Consider the following 21,479-nt stretch of genomic DNA (forward strand, 5'->3'; position numbering starts at 1 on the left):
TTTTTTCCAACGGAGCAATGGCATGCACAAGGTGGTAATTGGCGCACTGGTATTGGCGGCCCTGGCCGGTTGCGCGGGCTCGAAGATGAAAGAAGCGCGCGCAGGCACGCCCTACAAGACCCTGGCTTCGGACAAGGCCACCCTGGTTGTTGCCGAATGCGTGCAGTTCGGCTGGCAGGACGAAAGCGTGTTCGGCGTTGATGCCGGCGGCTTCAAGGAGCCGATCGCGGCGGGCGGCTACACCGTCTACACCACCGCTGGCGATTACTTCGTCGACGTGCAAAACGCGGGTGCCGGTTCTTCCATCAAGTACTACGCCGCAGAAGACAACATGCCCGCCAAGCGTCGTTTGGCCGCACTCGCGACCTGCCTGTAATCCATTGCCTTAGACGATTTAGGAAATGCCTGGCACGACAGCCGCCGGGCATTAGCTTATGATTCACCCGCTCGCCCGACATGATGGCTCTTTACCAGTACACGGACGTCGAGGCCTAAACGTCGGGCGAGCATCCCTCCTTTTCTTCAACGCGGCATGTAACCCAGGTGCCAGCGACGGGGAATCTTCAGTGACACCAACCCCAACAACCCCGCCAGTACCCCGCTGACCATCAGCGCCTTCAAGCCCATCTGCTGCTCCAGCAGCGCGCCAATCACCGCGCCCACGAACATGCCGGTCCATGGGATCAATTGCACGCGCCAGCCCGTGCGTCGTTCTCCGAGCAACCAGCGTCCCAGCCCACGACCAAAGCGTGACAGTGCGCCAGTGACGTAAGTCAGCCCTACGGGGAGTCCGTTGACCTCTTCCACCGCCGCATTGAGCATGCCCATCGCAATGATTGCCGCCAGCAGCGCGAGCAGTGTGTCAGTGAAAGGCAGCCATGCCGCGCCGCACAACAAGGCCGCAATACACAGCAGCAAAGGCAGGGCATGACGACGGCTGAGTCGACTGACCAGCACACCCAGTGCGTTACCGACCACAAATGTTGCTACTAGCAACAACAGCCGCCCGGTCAGCCCAAGATCACCCGCGCTGATCGCCACCGCCAGGCGCGTGGTGTTGCCGCTCATGAACGAAACGAAGTCGCCGCTCGCCATGAAGCCGATGGCATCGGTCATCCCCGCCAGTACTGAAAGGCTGGCCACCAGCATCAGCCCGACCCGGCCACGCCAGCGCTGTCGATGGGCCAGTGCAGCATTGGCGTAAGGCTTGCGGGGCGAAGGCAGCATAGGGCCGGGTTCCTCGGTGAGATTATCCGGCCACTACCGTAGGACGCTTTACGCGCACGTGCAATGACCTCAAGCAGGCTTCAACGACCAACCGGTGCGATGCCAATCCAGGAAATGGGTGGGCTTGATCGATCGGATGAACGCCGCATCATGGGACACCACCAGCATCGCCCCGTTGAAACCTTGCAGCGCTTGCTCGAAAGCCATCACCGACTCCAGGTCCAAATGGTTGGTCGGTTCGTCCAGTAACAGCAGTTGCGCCGGCACTTCGCGCCACAAGGCAATCGCCATCGCGGCTTTCAAGCGTTCGCCGCCGCTGAGTTGCCCGGTGGGTTGGGTGACGCGCAAGGCATCCAGTTGCAGCAACGCCAGGCGCGTGCGCAGTTGGGCTTCGGCCAGGGGGGTATCGAGCAGGTTGAGCTGTTCAACGATGGAGCGCTGATCGTCCAGCAGCGCAAGGTGCTGATCAATGTAGGCGCAGGGCAGATGCACCCTGCATTCACCCGCGACGACCTGCCATTGACCGGCCAGTACCTTCAGCAACGTGGACTTGCCGCAGCCGTTGGGCCCACGCACGGCGACGCGCACCGGACCGGCGAGATGCAGATTCAGAGAAGTCGACGGCAGCCACGGTAACTGTGCGTCCACCAACGACAGCACCTGTCGCCCGTTGGGCACCGCTGAGGCGGGCAATGCCAACAAGGTCGGCGTTTCATCTTCGACCCGTTCATAAGCCTGGCGCACCTGGGCATCCAGTTCGTGTTTATGTTGCCAATGCGCGCTACGCACGGTGCTGACGATCTCGGTGGCGGCGCCTTTCCAGCGCGCCTTGGTGAAGCGGTCGACGTTGGCGGTTTCTGCATGCTTGCGTGAGCGCGCGGCGTTGCGTTGCAGGCTGTCGTGGTCTTTTTGCAGCCGCCGCCGTTCGCGACTGCGCTCCAGGCGTGCATGGTCGAGCGCGGCGCTGGCGGCCTGTTGTTCGGTATCACGCTGCAGCCGATAGGCCTCGTAGTTGCCGCCATAGACGTTCACGCCGAGGGGCGACAGTTCAATGATGCGCGCCATGGCGTTGAGCAATTGCCGATCATGGCTGACCACCACCAGGCCACCCCGCCAAGCGTCGAGCACGCGCAGCAGCCACGCGCGGCCATCACTGTCGAGGTGGTTGGTGGGTTCGTCGAGCACCAGCAACGGCGGCGCAGCCAGCAGCGCGCCGATAATCGCGACCCTGGCCAACTGACCGCCGCTGAGTTGGTCGGCGGGGGTATCAAAAGCCAGCTGCGCCAGCCCCGCGCCATCCAGGGCGCTGCGCAAACGCTCGGCCAGGTCCCAACGGTCGTCGATCAACTCCAGATCTTCGATCCGTGCGGCGCCTCGAACCATGCGTTCAAGGGCGGCCAATATCACGGCGGTGCCGGTGAGATCGGCGACCGTTTCCCCTGGCGCAACCGTGATGCTCTGCGCCACGTAGATCACTCGGGCAGGGCCATTCAGCGATCCGGAGGAGGGTGGCAGCAGCCCAGCGATCAACCGGGCAAGAATACTTTTGCCGCGACCATTGCGCCCCACAATGCCGGTAGGCACGTGATCGATGGACAGGGTCAGGTCATCCAGCAAGGTCTCGCCATTGGCGAACTGGAAACTCAGGTGTTGCAGGGAAACAAGGACGGGCAGCCGGTTGACGTCAGTCATCAGCACCTCCAAAAAAATGTCGGACAGGCCAACAAGCGCGCCAGGCGGCTTGTTGCAGATACATTTTGGAAGGCTTAGTGGTTCACGTCGGCGGTCGTCCTGCGGATCAGAAGGGAGGCAAAGCCTAACCCGTCTTGGCTTTTTTCGGCAAGTGCGCCGCCAGTTGCTCAAGAAACATCGCCAAGGCCACTTCTTCAGCCTTGAGCCCTTTGCGGATGCGCGGCTTGGGCAGCTTGGAGAGTTCGCCGAGGCTGAAATGCTCCAGCACGGCAGGGTGGATGTAGCACTTGCGGCACACCGCTGGGGTGTTGCCAAGCTGTTTGGCGACATCCTTGACCATCGACACAACATGCCTTTTGGCATCGGACTCAGGCTGCCACTCCAGTTCCCGCAACACGGCCAACGCCATGGCGGTGCCGGCCCAGGTGCGGTAATCCTTGGCGGTGAAGTCGGCGCCGGTGAGTTTGTGCAGGTAATCATTCACGTCTTGGGAGCTGACGGTGTGCCGCTCGCCATCCTCATCCAGGTACTGGAACAGGTTTTGGCCCGGCAATTCCAGGCAGCGCTTGACCACGGTTGCCAGTCGCCGGTCTTTAACGCTGATTTGGTGCTCGACGCCGCTCTTGCCGCGAAACTGGAACTTGATTTCGCTGCCTTTGACATCCACATGGCGGGTGCGCAGGGTGGTCAGCCCATAGGACTTGTTGTCGCGGGCGTACTGGGTATTGCCGACGCGGATCAGCGTAGCGTCGAGCAGCGTCACCACGGTGGCCAGCACCTTTTCGCGGGTAAATCCGGGTTCGGCGATTTGCGCTTCCAGCTGCTTGCGCAGCTTGGGCAGAGCATTGCCGAATTCTTGCAGCCGCGAGTACTTGTCCGTGTCGCGCACTTCGCGCCAGCGCGGGTGATAACGGTATTGCTTGCGGCCACGGGCGTCGCGGCCGGTGGCCTGCAGGTGGCCGCGCGGGTCGGCGCAGATCCACACGTCAGTGTAAGCCGGCGGGACGGCGAGGGCGTTCAGGCGCTTGATCTCGTCGGCGTCGTGGATGCGCTCACCCTTGGGGTCGAAATACTGGAACTTGCCCCGCAGCGTCTTGCGGCGGATGCCGGGCTGGGTGTCGTCAACGTAATGCAGGTCGCGGGGCAGCGCAGAGTCGGACATGAGGCGGGTTCCTTGGCAACAAATCAGGCCGGTATGTCTGATGGACCGCAGCGGTGTGCGGTCGTGCCAAAAGGTTGCTTACGCCAACACCGCGACGGCCTTGATCTGTGCCCAGAGCCTCTGGCCGGGGTGCAATTGCAACTGGTCGCGTGAGAAACGCGTGATGCGCGCCAGCAACGGCGTGCCGCCCGCGTCCAGGCGCACCAGCACATGCGCGCTGTTGTCCGCTGAAATCTCTTGCGTGACCGTAACCGGCAAGCGGTTGAGGATGCTGCTGTGTTCCTCCGCTTGCAGGCTGAGGCTCACATCCCGCGCCTGCACCTTGATCCGCAGCGCCTTGCCTACCGCCAATGGCGCATGGGCCACACGCATGTGCAGGGCGCTGGCGGGCAGTTGCAGGGTGAGCAACTGATAGTGATCGTCGTAGGCACTGACTGCACCGTTGATCACCACACCGGCATCGTCACCCAGCGCCAGGGGCAGGTCGAGCCGCGCCAGGGTTTCGCCGATGGGGCCGCTGGCCAGGGCCTTGCCGTCGCTGAGCAAGACGATGTGGTCGGCCAGGCGCGCCACTTCATCCTGGGCATGGCTGACGTACAGCACCGGGATATCCAGTTCATCGTGCAGGCGTTCGAGGTACGGCAGGATCTCGCTTTTGCGCTGGCTGTCGAGGGCGGCCAGGGGCTCGTCCATCAACAACAGACTGGGGCTGGTGAGCAACGCGCGGGCGATGCCGATGCGCTGGCGCTCACCGCCGGAAAGGTGCTGGGGATGGCGATCGAGCAGGTGGCCGATGCCCAGCAACTCGGTGGCATGGGCCATATCCACACGGCGCTGCTGTCGGGGAATACGCTTGAGGCCGAACTCCAGATTGGCCCGCACCGACAGATGAGGGAACAGGCTGGCCTCCTGAAACACGTAGCCCAGCGCGCGTTTATGGGGCGGTACGAACAACCCGTTGCGACTGTCTTGCCAGACTTCATCGTTGATCTGGACAAAGCCATCTTCGGCACGCTCAAGCCCCGCAATACAGCGCAGGCAAGTGGTCTTGCCGGAACCGGAATGCCCGTACAGCGCTGTCACGCCGCGACCGGGCACGTGCAGGTCCACCTCCAGGGCAAAGCCCGAATACTTGTGGTTCAGACGTACATCAATCATCGACATCAACTCCAGCCCATCTTGGTTTTACGGCTGGAATACAGCGCCAGCAACACCAGGAACGCGAACACCACCATGGAGCCGGCCAGCCAATGGGCCTGGGCATATTCCATGGCTTCCACATGGTCGTAGATCTGCACCGACACCACCCGGGTCTTGTCCGGGATGTTGCCGCCGATCATCAGCACCACGCCGAATTCACCGACGGTGTGCGCAAAACCCAGGATGGAGGCGGTGATAAACCCTGGCCGCGCCAGGGGCAAAATGACCGTGAAGAACGTGTCCCAAGGATTGGCCCGCAAGGTTGCGGCCACTTCCAACGGGCGTGTGCCGATCGCGGAGAAGGCGTTTTGCAACGGCTGCACCACAAACGGCATGGAATAGATCACCGAGCCAATAACCAGCCCGGCGAAGCTGAAGGTGAGGGTGCCCAGGCCCAGCCATTGGGTGAACTGGCCGAAGTAGCCATTGGGGCCCATGGTCAACAGCAGGTAGAAACCGATCACCGTCGGTGGCAACACCAACGGCAGAGCGACGATGGCGCCAATGGGGCCGCGCCACCAGGAGCGGGTGCGCGACAACCACAGGGCAATCGGAGTGCCGATGACCAGCAGGATCACGGTAGTCAGTGACGCCAGTTTGATGGTCAACCAGATAGCGGAAAAATCGGCACTCGATAACGGCATTTACTTGGCCAGCTCGTAACCATAGGACTTGATGACAGCAGCAGCTTTAGGCCCCTTGAGGTAATCAACCAGTGCCTTGGCAGCAGCACTGTCCTTGCCCTTGTTGAGGATCACTGCGTCTTGTTTGATCGGGTCGTGCATGGCCGCGGGAACGATCCACGCTGAACCGCTGGTGACTTTGCCGTCTTTGTAGATCTGCGACAAGGCCACAAAGCCCAGCTCGGCGTTGCCGGTGGACACGAACTGGTAGGCCTGGGTGATGTTCTGGCCTTCGACGATCTTGTCTTTGACCTTCTCGGTCAGCCCTTCCTTGGCCAGCACTTGGGTAGCGGCCAGGCCGTATGGCGCGGCTTTCGGGTTGGCGATCGACAAATGCTTGAACTCGTTTTTCTTCAGCACGTCGCCTTTGGCATCGACGTAACCTTCCTTGGCCGACCACAGCGCCAGGGTGCCGACGGCGTAGGTGAAGCGCGAGCCTTTGACGGTGTCGCCTTCGGTTTCGAGCTTTTGCGGGGTGGTGTCGTCGGCGCTCAGGAACACTTCGAACGGCGCGCCATTCTTGATCTGTGTGTAGAACTGGCCGGTGGCACCGTAGGCTGCGACCAGTTTGTGGCCGGTGTCTTTTTCGAAGTCGGCGGCAATCGCCTGGATCGGTGCGGTGAAGTTGGCGGCGACAGCCACCTGGACTTCATCGGCATGGGCCGAACCGAAGGCGAGGGCAGCGACCAGGATGGCCAGGCGTGAGGCGTGAATCGTCATGAAGCAGCTCCTTTGAGGGTGTACGGCTTGTTATAGGTAGAAGGCTTAACCGCTATGTATGGGAATATATAGCGGTTGGCCATTGCCGGTACAGTGCAAAGTTGCCACAGGTGCTACGGGTTGAGTTTGGCCAGGGCCTGCTCCGCCAGTTCGCGCGTCAGGTCATAGGTGGTGGTGTCTTTGCCCAGGCGCAGCGCCTGGCCGGACCATAAATTGCTGAAGCCCGCTTCATCCTTGGCCTTGAGCGGTATCAACGCGCCGCCGGAGGTGGGGAATGCCGGGGCGGCTGGGTTGATTGCGCCCAACTCACGCATCACACGGTTGACGATGCCCCGTGCCGGGCGACCGGTGAACAGATTGGTCAGCGCGGTTTCGCTGGCCTGGGCATGGCGCAGTGCGTGGTGGTGCGAAGGGGTGACATTGGCTTCAGGCGTAAACAGGTAAGCTGTACCGATTTGCACCGCCGAGGCGCCCAGGGCAAAGGCCGCGACAATCCCGCGTGCATCACCGATCCCTCCGGCGGCAATCACCGGCACGCTGACGGCGTCGACCACTTGCGGCAGCAGGGCGAAAAGGCCGATCTGGGTATTGAGGTCGTCGGTGAGAAACAAGCCACGATGGCCGCCCGCTTCACTGCCCATGGCGATAATTGCGTCGCAGCCGTGCTGCTCCAGCCAGATCGCTTCTTCCACCGTGGTGGCCGAGGACAACACTTTCGCACCCGTGGCTTTTACTCGATCCAGCAGGTTTTTTTCCGGCAGGCCGAAGTGAAAGCTGACGACTTCGGGACGGAATTCCTCGATGACCTGGCACGCGGCTTCGTTGAATGGCTCGCGGTTGGACACGGGCGTTGGCGCCTCAAAATCGGCACCCAATTCGCGGTAGTAGGGTTCCAGCAAGTCCTTCCAGCGCCGATCGCGCGCGGCGTCGGGGGCTGGAGGCTGGTGGCAGAAGAAGTTGACGTTGATCGGGCGTGGGCTGGCCTCACGGATGGCGGTCAGCGCTTCGCGCAATTGCGCAAGACTCAGTGCCGCCGCTGGCAATGAGCCCAGCGCGCCAGCTTTGTTGGCCTCGATGACCATGGCCGTGGTTGTGCCTACGGCCATGGGCGCCTGGATGATGGGCAGTTCGATCCCCAGCAGGTCGATGATGCGGGTGTCGGGCCAGGTGCTCATGGGATGTCTCTCCAGCGTTAATGAGGCTTTTCGCTGTTTTAACAGGGCCCATGACACCCGGCTACTCTGTTTTATTCACTGGACGAACGGCGCGTTTCGTGGGTTGCCATCAGTTGATGGCGTTTCCCAGTACCGCGTGAATCCGCCCGGCGATGTGGGCTGCGTGGGTTTCCAGGGCGAAGTGCCCGGTGTCGAGCAGTTCCACCACGGCGTTTGGGTTGTCGGTTTTATAAGCGTGAGCACCCGGGGGGATGAAGAACGGATCGTTCTGGCCCCAGATCACCAGTGTCGGCACGTGTTTGGCCCTGAAGAAGGCCTGGAACGCAGGGTACAGCGTCAGGTTGTTGCGGTAGTCGAGGAACAGGTCCAACTGGATCTCGTCATTGCCGGGGCGCTGCATGAGCAGTACGTCGAGCATGTAGGACTCCGGCGCAACCCGTTCGGGTTGATGGACACCGTGCAGGTATTGGTAGCGCGTGCCTTCCAGGCTGATCACCGCGTTGCGGATCACCTCGCGGTTGGCCTGGCTTGGTTCGGCCCAATAGGCGCGAATGGGTGCCCAGGCGTCGCCCAGGCCTTCGAGGTAGGCGTTACCGTTTTGCGAGACGAGCGCGCTGACCCGTTCAGGGTGTGCCACTGCCAGGCGCAGACCTACGGGTGCGCCGTAGTCGAAGACGTACAACGCGTAACGCGTCAATTCCAGCGCATCGACAAAATGCCCGACGGTGATCGCCAGGTTATCGAAGCTGTAGTGGTAGTCGCGCTGGGCCGGGACTTCGGTGAAGCCAAAGCCCGGCAAATCCGGCGCGATCACTCGAAAGCGTGTAGCGAGCAACGGGATCAGGTCACGGTACATATGCGACGAACTGGGGAAGCCATGCAGCAGCAACATGACCGGCGCCGAGGGGTCGCCGGCTTCGCGGTAGAACATGCGTACGCCGTCGGCATCGACATGGCGGTAGTGAACGACGGAGGTTGGAGTGGTCATGATGAAGGCGCCTTTGTAACTTGATTGGATGGATATACGGGTTACCGTTTTAAAAAGTTGCGCCGAAAAATGTAACCGGTCAAGTGATTTATAAAGGTTTCATATTTGTTTCGTGTAACTATCCATCCTCTTGGATAGCGGTTACTATGTCGACGCCCTGAAGAGGAATGACCATGACTATCCCAGCACCCCTTGAGCCTTATGTCCTCGCCGATGACCCGGTGCTGGACATGGTCAACACCCGCGCCAATGTGGACGCGCAACCCCACGACTTCTGGCAGTGCGATGCCGATGTCGAGCGTTGGCTGGTGCGCCTGGAGTGGGTGAAGGAAGGGCAGGTGCCTGCGTTTGAACCGGGCGCATTGCTCCGGGTGGGCCGGGAACTGCGCGAGGTGATCCGTGTATTGCTGGAGTCGCGCAAGGAGGGAGCGCGGGGCGATCCCGCCGCGCTGAATGGCTTTTTGCGCAAGGCCGTCAGCCATCCGCAGTTGGCTTGGCTGGCGTCGGGTGAGTTACGCGTTGAGCGTCAGCGCAAGCAGCAGACCCCGGAGCAATTTCTCTCGATGATTGCTGAGGCTGCAGCACGTTTACTGGTGGAGGGCGATTTCAATTTAATCCGCACCTGCGAACATCCCGAATGCGTGTTGTGGTTCTACGACCGCACCAAGGCTCATAAGCGCCGTTGGTGCAGCATGGCGCTGTGCGGCAACCGACACAAAGTTGCTGAGTTTCGCAAGCGCAAGCTGGGTTAAGCCTTGCTCTCACGCTCCAGCAACTGCTGCTTACGTTCTACACCCCAGCGGTAGCCCGAGAGTTCGCCGTTACTGCGCACCACTCGGTGACAAGGGATCGCCACCGCGAGGCTGTTCGCGCCACAGGCTTGAGCCACCGCGCGGAACGACTTCGGCGCACCGATTCGCGCGGCTATTTGCGCGTAGCTGGCCGTGCTTCCCGCTGGAATATCGCGCAAGGCTTGCCACACCCGCTCCTGAAATGCGGTGCCGCGCAAGTCCAGCGGCAGGTCCAGGCCGAGCGCAGGCGCTTCGATAAAGCCCACGACCTGCGCGACCAACTGCTCGAAGCGCTGGTCGGCGCCTACCAGTTCCGCCCTGGGAAATTGATCCTGAAGATCGCGTACCAGCTTGTCAGGGTCATCCCCCAGCAGAATCGCGCACACGCCACGCGCACTTTGCGCCACCAGAATCGCCCCCAGCGAGCACTGCCCGACGGCAAACAGGATCGCCGAGTTAGTCCCTCCGGCTTTGTAGTCGCTGGGTTTCATGCCAAGCAGCTGGTCAGCCGACTCATAAAAGCGGCTGTTGGAGTTGAAGCCGGCGTCATACAGCGCATCCGTTACCGAGTGCGAGCCTTTGAGCCCATCGCGCACCTTGCGCGAACGGTGCGCAGTGGCGTAGCCCTTGGGGGTCAGGCCAGTGACGGCTTTGAACACACGATGAAAATGAAACGGACTCAGGTTGGCTTGCGAAGCCAGCGCGTGCAGGCTGGGTGCAGTGTCGGCCTTTTCGATATGCCGGCACGCGTCCGCGACCAGTTGCGCATGGTGCGCAACCAACTGGGTCTGGTCTGCGCTCACGCGTTTACTGGGGCGATACCCGGCGGCTTCGGCCTGTGCGGGGGTGTCGAAGAACTCGATGTTTTCCGGGCGTGGCAAGCGTGAAACGCTGCTGGCGCGGCAGTACACACCGGTGGTTTTTACACCGTAGACGAACAACGTATCGGCCTTGGGGTCTCGGGCGAGGATGGCCGCCCAGCGCGGGTCTTGTTCGGTGGTCATGCTCGGTACTCTTGACGGATTCCGTTCAGACTAATCGCGCCGCGCACATCTGGCACTCTGAAGCTTGCGGTCAAATCAGCCGGCGGTGCGAAACGTGAGGTTGATGCGTTGCGGGCCCATGACCGGATGTACGCCTTCCTTGATCGGCATCACCCCGTGGAAACGCAGGCGGTCCACGCCGCCCCACACCACCACGTCGCCGTGGAACAGCGAGACTTTGCGGGTTTTGTCACTGCGCTCATGTCCGCCAAACAAGAAAATCGCCGGCAAGCCGAGTGACACGGATACAACTGGTTCGCTATAGCGACGTTCGTTTTTGTCCTGGTGCAGGGACATTTTGGCGCCAGGTACATAGCGGTTGATCAGGCAGGCGTCGGGGGCAAAGTCGGGAAAACTGGCCTCTGCCGCCGCCTGCACCGCCAATTGACGCAAAACGTCTGGCATCTGCGGCCATGGCTGTTGGCTACGTGGGTCAAGCGGTGAGTAGCGGTAACCGGAGGTGTCGGTGGTCCAGCCCAGGTCGCCGCAACTGCTCAATGCCGCCGACATGGTAAAGCCGCCAGGTGTGACCATTTGCCGGAAGGGTGATTGAGCCAGCACCTGTCGCAGTTCTGGCAGAACGCGCTCAATCCAAGGTAGGGCATAACCCCTTAATACGTAGGACTGATCGCCAATTTGCTCGCGCCCTGCGGGTTGCTGCAGGGCGTCGTCGGCAAACAGGTCAGCGGTGGGGCCGGGCATCGCCTTACAGCGCCTTGCTCACATTGATGTCGGTGATTTCATCACTGGCATCGTGAATTTTCGCCAGGGCTTGTTTGGCTTCTTCCACGCTGTTGGTCTGCAGTTGGGCGAACTCAAAGCGGCGTTCGCCGTTGAGCTTGTACTTGATCACGTATTTTGTAGTGGTGGTCACGGCTATTTCCTGTGAAGTATGCGGATCAGCTCAGTTTGGAGCTGGTACGACGCACAATGCGGATCTTGTGGGACAACGCGGGTTTGCGGGTCACGCTGATTGCACGACGCGTGACCACATCCAGGGTGATGTTCCAGAACCCGGTGCTCGGTGCGGTTATTTTGGCGGGGAACTTGTCGAAAGCACCGCCGTGATAGGTATGACGGCCGCCATTTTTGAAGCTGCGAAAATTCGCGTCGCTCATCAGACGAATATTACAAGTCTGCGAGCATTCGATGACGACAATGTCACCCTCGTTGAGGTGCTCACGCTGATGGATGAATTTCATGGGTGGGGGCTCCAGAAGGGCTTTTTCTGAAAAATCAGAACGATACGTAGGTTAAGATGGAGTTTATCAGCCCCAGCGCGTTTATTATCGGCCCGTCTTCAACGACATCGACAATTTAAAACAGTTATTTACCGAGTTATCAGGGATAAATCCTACGTGGGCGGGAGAAAATTACCATCCCCGCTGTCGTAGGGTCTTTATCGGAGGTTTTAGTATGAAGTGGAGTGTGTTGGTTCTGGCCCTGGCGATTGGTGGGTGTGCTTCGGTTGCAGATATCAAGCAGACCCCTCCGACCTTGGCCGTCATTTCCGGGAAGAAACCCCAGGAATACGCCGCGTGTGTGGTGAAAAAACTCTCGGCGACCCGTCGGCCGTCGCAGATCGAACCGCATAAGGATGGCGGTGTGCAGGTGATTGTGCCGCAGAAGTTTTCCGCCGACCCTTCAGCGATCTTCGAGATCGATGAGCGCTCCAGCGGTAGCAGCATCAAGCTCTACGAGAGCATGTCCAATGTGCCGATCCGTCCGGGTGATGTGAAGAAGGCGGGCGAGGACTGCATTTCCGGCTGATCTGGCCTGTTCAACCCAGCGACTTCCTATCCGATAAAAAAGCCTGGCCGCGTAAGCGCAAAGCCGGGCTTTTTTGCGTTACGTTTTTGGAGTTGTCGCGACGGGGTCATTCCCCTACCATTTGTAGGCTTATGCCGTAAGCGTCTAAGCATATAACTATAAAATGGAGCCGTGATGATGTCCCTGGAACGAGTACTGATGGGCAGTGCGCTGATGTTGTTATTGGGCAATGCCCACGCGCTGGAGGGGAGTAAAATCTTTGCCGAGGGCGGTTCGCAGCCGGGCGCCATGCCCTGTGTCGCCTGCCATGGCGCCGATGGCGCGGGGATGGCTGCAGCAGGTTTTCCTCGATTAGCGGGCTTGTCCGCGACGTATGTACGTAAACAACTGGAAGACTTTAAAAGTGGCAGCCGTTCCAATCCCGTGATGCAGCCATTAGCGAATGCGCTCACGGATGCCGAAATCGAGGCGGTCAGCCGGGCGCTGGCGGCAATGCCAAGTGCTGTTCCCCAGGCGGTCTATCGCAGCGAAATGCCGATCAACGCCGCCCAAAAACTCGCACAACAGGGCGCCTGGGAGCGGCAGATTCCGGCGTGCTCCAGCTGCCACGGCCCAGCAGGGACGGGCGTCGGCGACGCGTTCCCACCCCTGGCCGGTCAACCCGCCGCTTACCTGGCAGCGCAGTTGACGGCTTGGCAAAACGGCACCCGCCACAATGATCCGAATGACTTGATGGGGCACATCGCCAAGTCTCTCACGGCAGAAGAAGTGCAGGGCGTGGCCCAGTATTTCGCCTCGCTGAAACTGGAGGCCAAGCCATGAGCCCGTTGATATTGGCCTTGGGCCTACTGGGTCTACCCTCGGCCCACGCCGCCACGATCGCCATGGAAGACCAGTCGCAGTTGCAACCTGCCAGCCACGCTGCTGCCAGCCAATTCCAGCCTCCTCAAGAAAGCGAACTGCCTGACAATGCCTACGGCAAGCTGGTGAAGGAGGGGTACGCGCTGTTCGTGGATACCAGACGTCTGGCGCCGAACTATGTCGGTAACGGACTCAACTGCAGCAACTGCCACCTGGACCAGGGCCGCCTCGCCAACTCGGCGCCCTTGTGGGCTGCCTACCCGATGTACCCGGCCTATCGGAAGAAAAACGACAAGGTAAACACCTTTGCCGAGCGATTGCAGGGCTGCTTCCAGTTCAGCATGAATGGCGGCACGCCTCCGGCTGCAGATAGTCCCGAGATCACCGCGCTCTCGGTTTACGCTTATTGGTTGGCGAGCAAGGCGCCACTGGGTGTTGAATTGCCGGGGCGCGGCTATCCGGACGTTGCGCAACCGGCCAAGGGTTACGACTTGAGGCAGGGCGCCCAGGTTTATGAAGCGCAATGCGCTGTCTGCCACGGCGCCGAAGGGCAGGGCCAAAAGGTCGGCGACAGCTATGTGATGCCGCCGTTGTGGGGTAAAGACTCCTACAACTGGGGCGCGGGGATGCACCGCATCAATACGGCGGCGTCCTTCATCAAGCACAACATGCCGCTGGGCAAGGGCGGTAGTCTGAGCGACCAGCAAGCCTGGGACGTGGCCGCCTATGTCAACAGCCATGAACGGCCGCAGGATCCGCGCCTGGTTGACGGTTCCGTGGAGAAAACCCGGCTCAAGTTCCACGCAAATGACGGCGTCAATCTCTACGGCCAAACCGTAGAAGGCGTGCTGATCGGGCAGGGCATCCGTTAAACTGTTGCCCAGTCAATGCAAAAATGCCGCGCAAACCCTCGGTTTGTGCGGCATTTGTCTTTTTTGGGAAGTTATTCATGAAGCGTGAACACGTCAGGGCTCGTCAGGCCGAAGGCCAGATATCGGCGACGCACATCATCCAGAACCCGGCCGACTTGGGCGAGTGGATCGTATTTTTCAAGAAAAGCGGCGGCCGCAGTTTTTTCCTGGTGGACGATCAGGACGAAGTCGAGTCGTTCCCGCGCCTGGATGACCTGGTGGAGACCATTCGGGACCTGGGTATCAAGTTTGCCGATATTCAGCTGTAAGCTTGAGGCTTACTTGCACACGACGACCACACTGCGGCTTTTGAAATTGCCCACGTCCTTGCCCAGGGTCTTGTCACTTTCCTGGAGCGAGGGTGTGCCTTCGGTGCCGACGATGCGGTAGCCGGTGCCGGCACATGAGGCGTCGGCCTTTTCATAGCAACTGGCCCAGGAATTGGCCTCGCCGGAGCAGTCGATGGTCAGGCCTTGCTCGCCATTTTTCAGGTAGACGTCAGACGTGGTGGTGCACCCGGCGAGCGCCAGGACTGCAGTCAGTGCCAGAAACTTGTTCATAAGAGTTCATCGTCGAGGGTGTTGGAGGGACGCTGACACGGTCGTGGGGCGTTGGCGCAGGATTATAGCGAACTGCCACCTGGTGCGCAGTCACAGAAATACACTTCGCAACTGCGCGCTCTTGCCCTCAGCGGTTTTTCTGTGTCACGGAACTCCCATCACGAGTACGCCGCTCCCAGTCACAGGCCCCGCGGCAGGCAGCGAGCCCGGTCGCTGAACCAGCGAGAACGTCACATCATCCCCTCCGACACTGTTGGTGATCTGGGTCAGGAACCTACCGTTCACAGTCACCGCGGATCCTGCCCGGACCATCGCCGTGCCAACGTCCGGGTTGGTCATCATCAGCAGGCGGTTGTCGAACGACGTCGCGATGCCTTTATAGGTGATGGTGATCGGTGTGGTGATCCCGGCGTTCGGGCACGAGTAGGTGAGCCTGCGGTTGCTCTTGATGGGCGTCGTCAGCGGGTCTGTACCGATTTGTCGTTGGTGGACGTTGCCAAAGTTGACCTCGATGGGGTTGTTATTGTTGATCGTGCAGGTTGAGGGAGAGATGGAGAAATTGTTGGCGGCCCTGTATACGAGCGAAAGACCTGTCCTACCTGAGTCATAATTGTTTGTCTGGCTCAGGCGCAACGTGCCGAGGACGTCATTTACGACGACGTTGATCGGGTTCGCCGGATCGTTGCGATTCAGGATGTAAGGCGTCACGTTGACGGCAACACCGATGGCGTTATTGGGCATGGTTGCAATTCGAATGTTAGTCGGTACCGGGGTGTTGTAGTACCCCCCGTTTATTCTTAAACCAGTGCCTTGGTTGACAAACTTAGGACCGGGTGTCCAGGCTGGACCGGCGAGAGCCGATGTTGACCAGTAGTCCTCGTAATGGGATGGCCAGCCCGGATAAGGCGTGAATCTGCACTCAAGCCTTACGCCTTCCAGAAGGATGCGGCTTGTGTCAGAACCTAATTGGACGGTTACGGGAACCTCTAGGGGCAGCGTGCCCCCCGTGTCCACTTGTTGCCACGGGCCGCCATTGACCCGACACTGGGCAGCATTCACGTTTGTTGTAATACCCACCAAGGCAAGCAGCACCATGGCGCCATAAAGTCGTTTCATGTTGATCTCTCGTTGCCTCTCTACTGGAATTACCCAGGGGAGATTTGAGTTTTGTCTGGGACTGTTACGGATAGTCCAGGGTAAAAGTCGAGGTCACCGTGTACCGGCCATGCCCGATGGTCTGATCCCTGATCGCATCCGGCTCGCCCTGCACATAGGCTTTGAGCTCAATGACGTTGCTGCCAGTGCTTAACACCTGTTTGTCGCTGACGGTATTCACGGGGAAAGGCTTGTTGTCCGGTGTCTCTATGCCAAGGCCAATCCCCGTCGCTCCGCTGCCACCGTCCAGCGCGAACAACCCCGGCAGCTTCACGTTTTCCGTACCACCGAGCAGGATGGTGACCGTGTCCCCAATCGTGGTGTCGCAGTTCTCCAGGTGCACCTTGAAAGCCTTCGCTCGAGTGCGGGTATTGATGTAGAGGTGCTTGCTGGTCACGTCCCAGAGTTCCAGAGTGATTGCGTCGTCGCCTGGGCGGATCGTGCAGGCCTCCTCCACCAGGTTGCCCTTGAAGCGAAGGTTGTCCGCAGCATCCGCATTGGGCGTCAGTCCGAAGCTCAGCAGTAACGCCAGCCAGGCGCATGCCCCTCGTTTATGATCCATTTCATGTCGCATCGACGCGGCTCCTACTGGTATTCAGCCAACAGCGTGGCCACTGCTGCAAACGGTGCGGGGGGCAGGGTTGCGCCCGGTTGTTTGATGGGCACCACTTCCAATCTCGGCGGAGACGAGAGGACGATGTCCATTGGCGTATTGAGTGGAAACGGCACGTTGTTCTGGAAGAGCCGAATCCCCAGCGCCGGCACGTTGGTTTGAACCGCCGCGCCATCAAATGCCGTGGGCGTGCCGTTGACACTCAATTTCAGCGCCCAGGGCAGGGTGGCTGCGCCACAGCTGATGGTGTAGGGCACCGCTTTGCGGTACTTCACGCCGTCTACGCGCTTTACGCCCACATCGCCAAAGTCGACTTCAATCGTATTGCCTGCATCAATGGTGCAAGGCGGTGGTTCATTCAACGTTCCGCTGAACGTCAGGTTTGCCACCGCGCCACCGCAAAGGCCCAAGGAGCACAAGGCGAGCACCGCTCGCTGCTGCCAACCAGTCATTGATCATTCCTCTTCATTGATAATCGACCACCAGGGTGGCAGCCGCATCAAAGGCCCCTCCGGTCAAGGTGCTGCCCGCGCGCTTGACCGGCACCGCCTGCACCACCGGAAAGTTCGGGTGGGTAAAGTTCACGGGGGTATTGAGTGGCCAGTCAGCGCCATTCACGAACAGCTTTACCCCCAGGTCCGGTTTGCGGGTCATCAGCACACGATTGTCAAACGCAGCGGCCGTGCCCTTGAGTTCCAGCTTCATCGCGTTGCTGACAGGTGAATTGCAGGTGATGGTATAAGGCACCCCGCGACGATAATTGACGCCGTCAACCCGTGAGGTTTGAAGGTCATTACCAAATGGCACGTCGAGTGTGGCGCCGCTGTTAATCACACAGGGCGGTGGTGCGATAATCACTGCGCGGATAGTCAGGCTGGTCTCGGCCTGCACACCCTGGTTGACGGCCCAAAGCAGGCCACCACTGATAAGAACGGCCCATGGGCCGGTTGGCTTAGCCATTGTCACGCCCTTACTCATAGTTGAGCTTGAAATCCACCACGGCCCGGAACGCCCCGCTGGTCAGCGGGGCGGTGGTGCGTGTGGGCTGAACAGTCCAGGTCTGGGTGTTACTGCCCAGTGGCAAAAACAGCGGTTCACCCCGCGATCCCAGCTGTACATCGCGTCCCAGGGCGTCGGCCAGGCGCAGGCCCATTCCTGTTATGCCCTGCACTTTGACGAGCCTTGAGTCATCAGCATCGGCAGGGGCAACAAACATGACCGACAGCACCGGTTGAAAGGCGCTCCACGTCAGGTTGCCCGTTCGTTCGCTGCGGATGCTGCCGGCGGTGCGCTGGCAATCGGCAAAGCGCAATTGGAATGCCACAGGTCTTGCTTGATCACCGGGGCGTTGCAACTGGCTGGCCGATACGGCGCCAAGGTCGATGGTTTGATGCAGTGAGTTCATTTCCAGCGCGCAGGGGATTTCATGCATGCTCCCGGAAATGTTCAACATCCCGTTCATGCCTTCGACGTCCTCGGCCTGTGCGACCCATGGCGCGGCCAATAACAGTCCGCCCAAGCCCTTCACAATGTGCCACTTCATGGTGTTCTCCAGCGGCTGGTGCTACTGATTGGATGGGGAGGCTTGTGCATTCACCGTGCAGGTGTCGCCACTGCAGGAGAAGGCCATCAATGGGCGTCCGCCGTAATCATTCACGTAGGCCAGATGCGGCGTGGTGCCGAGCGCTTTAGCAGTGACGCCCAGGGCCAGCATGCCTTTGGGTGGAACCATCAAGGGCTCAAAACCGGCCACGGTCTTGCCGTCCTTGGTGCTGCGCGCATCCACCAGCGTCACGTAGTAAGGCGTCGGGTTATTCACCTGGTAACGCTCGCCATCGCGGGTGAGGGTGAGTTTTTCCTGCCACGGGGTGGACAAGTCCTGCTGGCTGGGCGCAATGGCTTGCGGCCGGTAGAACAGCTTGATTCGGGTCTGCAGGGCAATCTGCAGGGTGTTGGCTTTATCGCTACGCGGCGGAATTTCGCGCAAATTGAAGTAGTAGACGGTCTCCCGGTCCTGGGGCAACGATTTGGCCGCCGGTAACGCCTGAACCTTCACCTGGCTTTGTTTGCCGGGTTCCACACGCTGGACCGGCGGTAGCACGATCAAAGGGGTGGTGATTTTTTCGCCGGCTTCGTCTTCGATCCAGCCTTGAGCCAGATACGGCAACTGGGTGTTGTTATTGGTGATGCTTACGCTGGTGGCATCTTTGCCACCATCAAAAATCACTCGGGTACGATCAAGGCCAATCGCGGCGTTGGTGCTTTGGCTCAAGCCAAGAACCAGCCACGCGCTGGCCTGGATAAGACGTGTATTCAGCTTCATGAGGATGTTTTCTCCGTGTCGGTACGCTTCCCGGTCAGTGTTTCTTGCTCGGGCAGGGATGAATCATTGGCTACCATTCGGCAGCCCAGTTGCAGCGCGTCAGTCAAGGCATCAGCGGGTAGCACGACAGGGAGCGTGAGGGTGCATCGCTCTGCACCTCCCCAACTGACGGTCATCTCTGCGCCAGGCTGTATGCCGCTCAGGTAGACGTTGCCGCCGTCATTTACAATGCCGGTGTCTTGCTGTTTGAGGTTCTTCACCGTCGCACCGAACGGCGGCGAAGTGCCGTCCGGCAGGCGCAGGACCGCCATGGCTTTTTCGCCGGCAATCACAGGCAGGGATCGATAGCCAATCGCGCCTTCGGTCAGTGTGAGTTGGGTGACGGATTGGGTGGCTTCGACATTGCTGGGCAAACTTTCCAGGTCGACACTGGCCGCCATGCGCTGATAGCTGCCGATGTCGGAAATGACTGCTTTGCCAAAGGCGTTACTGCGTGTCGGTGCGCCGTAACCGCGTACCGGCACATCGGCCACGCCGCCGGTGTCGACCATCAGCCGAGTGCCACCCATGCTGTTGGCCCGATGCAGGGCTGCGCCTTGGGGCGTGAGCGTGGCGCCTCCGCGCGCAGACACACTCAAGGTGCTGTAGCCGTCCCGTTGTTGGCTGGCTGCAAGGTCGATGTCGGCTTGATCACCGATGTGATTCAGGTAGCCACTGACAGCCTTGTCACTGGCACTGAGTTGGTAGCCGTTACGTTCATCCAGGCGATCGCTGTATCGCGTTGAAAAACCGTTATCGCCACGGGTTCTATCAGCGTCCATCGACAGAGTGCCCGTACGCCCTAACGGAAGGCTGACGGTCAGCGTAACGCCGTTATCTTTATAGTTGTAGTCCAGTGTGCGGTGTACATTCAGGGACAGGCTCATGTTTTTGACCGTCCCAAGATTGAAGTAGCGTGACACCGCCAAGTTCCAACGTTGTGTGTCCGCGCGCTCCCAATAAGTCTGTTTGTTATAACTCAAGTAAACGGTGGTGCCCAAATCGCGAAATTGCTTATTGATCGTCGCGGTGTACAAGGCTTTACTGCCACCAATAGGTTTCCAACTTTCTGTGTACTCGTCGTACCTGTAGCGCCCGGCGAGTTCACCGTTCCTGCCGTAATGACGCGCATCGAGGTATTCGCTCATGCTCAAGTAGTTCTGTTCTGAAAACCGATAGCCAGCAAAGGTTATTTGGCTGTCGTACTGCTCGAAGTGCTTCGAATATTGCAGGCGGTAGGATTTGCCCGACAGTGTGTCATTCCAGACATTGGCCTGGGCCTGGGTGGCATCCAACGAAAGGGCGCCGAATGACAACAAGTCACGACCCACCCCGACCGATAACGCGCGGTAGTTGTTATCGGTAATGACGCCGCCAAACAGCGACCAACCGTTGCTGACGCCCCATGAGAACTCCCCGGTAGTGAAGAAGTCGCCATCCGCGCCATATTGAAGATTGGACGGTCGTCCCGCCGCGACCTTGTAACGGATGTGGCCAGGGCGAGTCAGGTAAGGTACGCCTGCGGTATTGACCTCGGAGGTATGGACCGAGCCATCCTGTTCTTCTACCCGCACGTCGAGCTTGCCGCTCACCGCGTCATTCAGGTCCTGGATACGAAAAGGTCCCGCGGCCACCAGGGTTTCATACAGCACGCGCCCCTGCTGGCTGATGATGACCCTTGCATTGGTCTTGGCGACGCCGACCACCTCAGGTGCATAACCGCGCAGATTCGGCGGCAGTTGACTCTGATCGGAGTTGAGCGCGGCGCCGGTAAAACGGAAGCTGTCGAACAGGTCCGAATACAGGTAGTTTTCTCCCAGTACCAGACGTGCCTTCAGCGATGGAATGGCGCGATAGGCATAGTAACGACTCCATTCGAGTCGCGAACGCCTGGCCGACGCCTCGCGGTCCTGGTCGACCCGGCCCTGCCAATCCGCCCTCAAGCGCCAAGCGCCGGCGTTGGCTCCCAACGTGCCGTTACCACTGACGTCATTGCGGGTGCGGTCGTTCCTCTGATGGCTGGTTTGTGCCGTCATGTTGTAGTCGAGCAGCAGCCCTGGCACCCCTTCATCCCAACGCGAAGGCGGGTCCCAGTTGATCGCGCTGTACTCAAGGTAAGCGTGCGGGAGGTTGATGTTCAGCGTGCCGGTGGCCAGGTCGCCACTTACTTCCATACCGGGCAGCGCCCGGATATCCAGGCATTCCCCGCCTTTCCACCAAGTCAATTCAGTGGCGCCGGATTCCTTCAGGCCCAATTGCTCCACGATAGCGGGAGACAAGCAGGCTTCACTGCCTTTGGGATCGTTATCGGGAGGGTAAAATGCGACGGATTGTTCAGGCAGTGGCTGGTTGTTTAGTTGCACCACCATTGAATAAGTGCCGGGCAGAATAAAGCCGCTGCGGGCAAACTGGGACAAGTCAATATTAGTGCGATCATTCAGATCCAGAACGTCAGTATTGAACTCGATATCCCCTGCACCCAATGCAGTGCCCGCCACGGATATCAACCCTCCAAACAGGGTAGGGCAGAGCGAATGTTTGATTTTCGACGCATTCAACATGAAAG

26 protein-coding genes are annotated in these 21,479 nt (G+C 59.9%); 6 read left to right on the plus strand and 20 right to left on the minus strand.

Annotated features, from left to right (window positions below; genetic code table 11):
• Positions 1-22: 22 nt before the first annotated feature.
• A complete protein-coding gene (locus tag HX823_RS12200; protein ID WP_177075005.1) occupies positions 23-376 on the plus strand; it encodes a hypothetical protein in 354 nt (117 codons plus the stop codon).
• 146 nt (positions 377-522) lie between these two features.
• Here the strand turns inward: HX823_RS12200 and HX823_RS12205 are convergent, their stop codons facing one another.
• From HX823_RS12205 to HX823_RS12240, 8 genes are all read right to left on the minus strand, one after another.
• Positions 523-1,227, minus strand: a complete 705-nt coding sequence (locus HX823_RS12205; RefSeq protein WP_177075006.1) for a YoaK family protein — start codon at positions 1,225-1,227, stop codon at positions 523-525.
• A 69-nt stretch (positions 1,228-1,296) separates the two neighbouring features.
• Complete coding sequence (locus HX823_RS12210) at positions 1,297-2,919, minus strand: ATP-binding cassette domain-containing protein (RefSeq protein ID WP_177075007.1); 1,623 nt, start codon at positions 2,917-2,919, stop codon at positions 1,297-1,299.
• Between the two features lie 124 nt (positions 2,920-3,043).
• Positions 3,044-4,081, minus strand: a complete 1,038-nt coding sequence (locus HX823_RS12215) for a DNA topoisomerase IB (RefSeq protein ID WP_177075008.1) — start codon at positions 4,079-4,081, stop codon at positions 3,044-3,046.
• Positions 4,082-4,159: 78 nt separating this feature from the next.
• Positions 4,160-5,239, minus strand: a complete 1,080-nt coding sequence (modC, locus tag HX823_RS12220) for a molybdenum ABC transporter ATP-binding protein (protein WP_177075009.1) — start codon at positions 5,237-5,239, stop codon at positions 4,160-4,162.
• Positions 5,240-5,244: 5 nt separating this feature from the next.
• Entirely contained in the window at positions 5,245-5,925 is a 681-nt protein-coding gene (gene modB / locus HX823_RS12225) for a molybdate ABC transporter permease subunit (RefSeq protein ID WP_033902954.1), read from the minus strand.
• Positions 5,926-6,684 carry a molybdate ABC transporter substrate-binding protein gene (gene modA, locus HX823_RS12230; RefSeq protein ID WP_038850969.1) on the minus strand — a complete coding sequence of 253 codons (759 nt, stop codon included), beginning with the start codon at positions 6,682-6,684 and terminating at the stop codon, positions 5,926-5,928.
• A 113-nt stretch (positions 6,685-6,797) separates the two neighbouring features.
• Positions 6,798-7,859: a nitronate monooxygenase family protein gene (locus HX823_RS12235; protein ID WP_177075010.1), complete on the minus strand. Its 1,062-nt coding sequence runs from the start codon at positions 7,857-7,859 to the stop codon at positions 6,798-6,800.
• A 109-nt stretch (positions 7,860-7,968) separates the two neighbouring features.
• A complete protein-coding gene (locus HX823_RS12240) occupies positions 7,969-8,847 on the minus strand; it encodes an alpha/beta fold hydrolase (RefSeq protein ID WP_177075011.1) in 879 nt (292 codons plus the stop codon).
• Between the two features lie 173 nt (positions 8,848-9,020).
• Here HX823_RS12240 and HX823_RS12245 point away from each other — a divergent pair, with 173 nt between their 5' ends.
• Entirely contained in the window at positions 9,021-9,599 is a 579-nt protein-coding gene (locus tag HX823_RS12245) for an ABATE domain-containing protein (RefSeq protein WP_177075012.1), read from the plus strand.
• On the opposite strand, the gene ada is transcribed toward HX823_RS12245, so the two are convergent.
• The 4 genes from ada to HX823_RS12265 form a co-directional block, all read right to left on the minus strand.
• Complete coding sequence (ada, locus tag HX823_RS12250; protein WP_038850963.1) at positions 9,596-10,642, minus strand: bifunctional DNA-binding transcriptional regulator/O6-methylguanine-DNA methyltransferase Ada; 1,047 nt, start codon at positions 10,640-10,642, stop codon at positions 9,596-9,598. The genes HX823_RS12245 and ada overlap by 4 nt on opposite strands.
• 75 nt (positions 10,643-10,717) lie before the next feature.
• Positions 10,718-11,383: a DNA oxidative demethylase AlkB gene (alkB, locus tag HX823_RS12255; RefSeq protein WP_177075013.1), complete on the minus strand. Its 666-nt coding sequence runs from the start codon at positions 11,381-11,383 to the stop codon at positions 10,718-10,720.
• 4 nt (positions 11,384-11,387) lie between these two features.
• Positions 11,388-11,555 carry a hypothetical protein gene (locus HX823_RS12260; protein WP_177075014.1) on the minus strand — a complete coding sequence of 56 codons (168 nt, stop codon included), beginning with the start codon at positions 11,553-11,555 and terminating at the stop codon, positions 11,388-11,390.
• Positions 11,556-11,580: 25 nt separating this feature from the next.
• Positions 11,581-11,883, minus strand: a complete 303-nt coding sequence (locus tag HX823_RS12265) for a DUF1883 domain-containing protein (protein WP_003191319.1) — start codon at positions 11,881-11,883, stop codon at positions 11,581-11,583.
• A gap of 214 nt (positions 11,884-12,097) precedes the next feature.
• On the opposite strand from HX823_RS12265, the gene HX823_RS12270 reads away from it, so the two are divergent.
• The 4 genes from HX823_RS12270 (at position 12,098) to HX823_RS12285 (ending at position 14,492) form a co-directional block, all read left to right on the plus strand.
• Positions 12,098-12,451, plus strand: coding sequence for a hypothetical protein (locus HX823_RS12270; protein ID WP_033902948.1), 354 nt, complete (start codon positions 12,098-12,100; stop codon positions 12,449-12,451).
• 174 nt (positions 12,452-12,625) lie between these two features.
• Entirely contained in the window at positions 12,626-13,273 is a 648-nt protein-coding gene (locus HX823_RS12275) for a c-type cytochrome (protein ID WP_177075015.1), read from the plus strand.
• Positions 13,270-14,184, plus strand: coding sequence for a c-type cytochrome (locus tag HX823_RS12280; RefSeq protein WP_038850957.1), 915 nt, complete (start codon positions 13,270-13,272; stop codon positions 14,182-14,184). The genes HX823_RS12275 and HX823_RS12280 overlap by 4 nt, the downstream gene beginning before the upstream one ends.
• Positions 14,185-14,261: 77 nt before the next feature.
• Positions 14,262-14,492, plus strand: a complete 231-nt coding sequence (locus HX823_RS12285; protein ID WP_177075016.1) for a hypothetical protein — start codon at positions 14,262-14,264, stop codon at positions 14,490-14,492.
• Positions 14,493-14,501: 9 nt separating this feature from the next.
• Here HX823_RS12285 and HX823_RS12290 read toward each other — a convergent pair whose 3' ends face one another.
• From HX823_RS12290 to HX823_RS12325, 8 genes are all read right to left on the minus strand, one after another.
• Positions 14,502-14,783, minus strand: coding sequence for a hypothetical protein (locus HX823_RS12290; protein WP_033902944.1), 282 nt, complete (start codon positions 14,781-14,783; stop codon positions 14,502-14,504).
• A gap of 144 nt (positions 14,784-14,927) precedes the next feature.
• Positions 14,928-15,899 (minus strand): fimbrial protein, encoded by a 972-nt coding sequence (locus HX823_RS12295; protein WP_038850954.1) that lies wholly within the window; start codon positions 15,897-15,899, stop codon positions 14,928-14,930.
• Between the two features lie 64 nt (positions 15,900-15,963).
• Positions 15,964-16,512, minus strand: a complete 549-nt coding sequence (locus tag HX823_RS12300) for a fimbrial protein (protein ID WP_177075017.1) — start codon at positions 16,510-16,512, stop codon at positions 15,964-15,966.
• Positions 16,513-16,523: 11 nt separating this feature from the next.
• Entirely contained in the window at positions 16,524-17,003 is a 480-nt protein-coding gene (locus tag HX823_RS12305; protein ID WP_177075018.1) for a fimbrial protein, read from the minus strand.
• 13 nt (positions 17,004-17,016) lie between these two features.
• On the minus strand, positions 17,017-17,511 hold the full coding sequence (locus HX823_RS12310) for a fimbrial protein (protein WP_177075019.1): 495 nt from the start codon (positions 17,509-17,511) through the stop codon (positions 17,017-17,019).
• Between the two features lie 10 nt (positions 17,512-17,521).
• The gene (locus HX823_RS12315; protein WP_177075020.1) at positions 17,522-18,094 is read right to left on the minus strand and encodes a fimbrial protein; all 573 of its coding nucleotides are present in this window, start codon (positions 18,092-18,094) and stop codon (positions 17,522-17,524) included.
• Between the two features lie 21 nt (positions 18,095-18,115).
• Complete coding sequence (locus HX823_RS12320; protein WP_177075021.1) at positions 18,116-18,874, minus strand: fimbria/pilus periplasmic chaperone; 759 nt, start codon at positions 18,872-18,874, stop codon at positions 18,116-18,118.
• Positions 18,871-21,474: an outer membrane usher protein gene (locus HX823_RS12325; protein ID WP_177075022.1), complete on the minus strand. Its 2,604-nt coding sequence runs from the start codon at positions 21,472-21,474 to the stop codon at positions 18,871-18,873. The genes HX823_RS12320 and HX823_RS12325 overlap by 4 nt, the downstream gene beginning before the upstream one ends.
• Positions 21,475-21,479: the final 5 nt, after the last annotated feature.

Origin of the sequence: Pseudomonas sp. P7759 (assembly GCF_013386445.1) — a bacterium.
GTDB lineage: Bacteria > Pseudomonadota > Gammaproteobacteria > Pseudomonadales > Pseudomonadaceae > Aquipseudomonas > Aquipseudomonas azotoformans_A.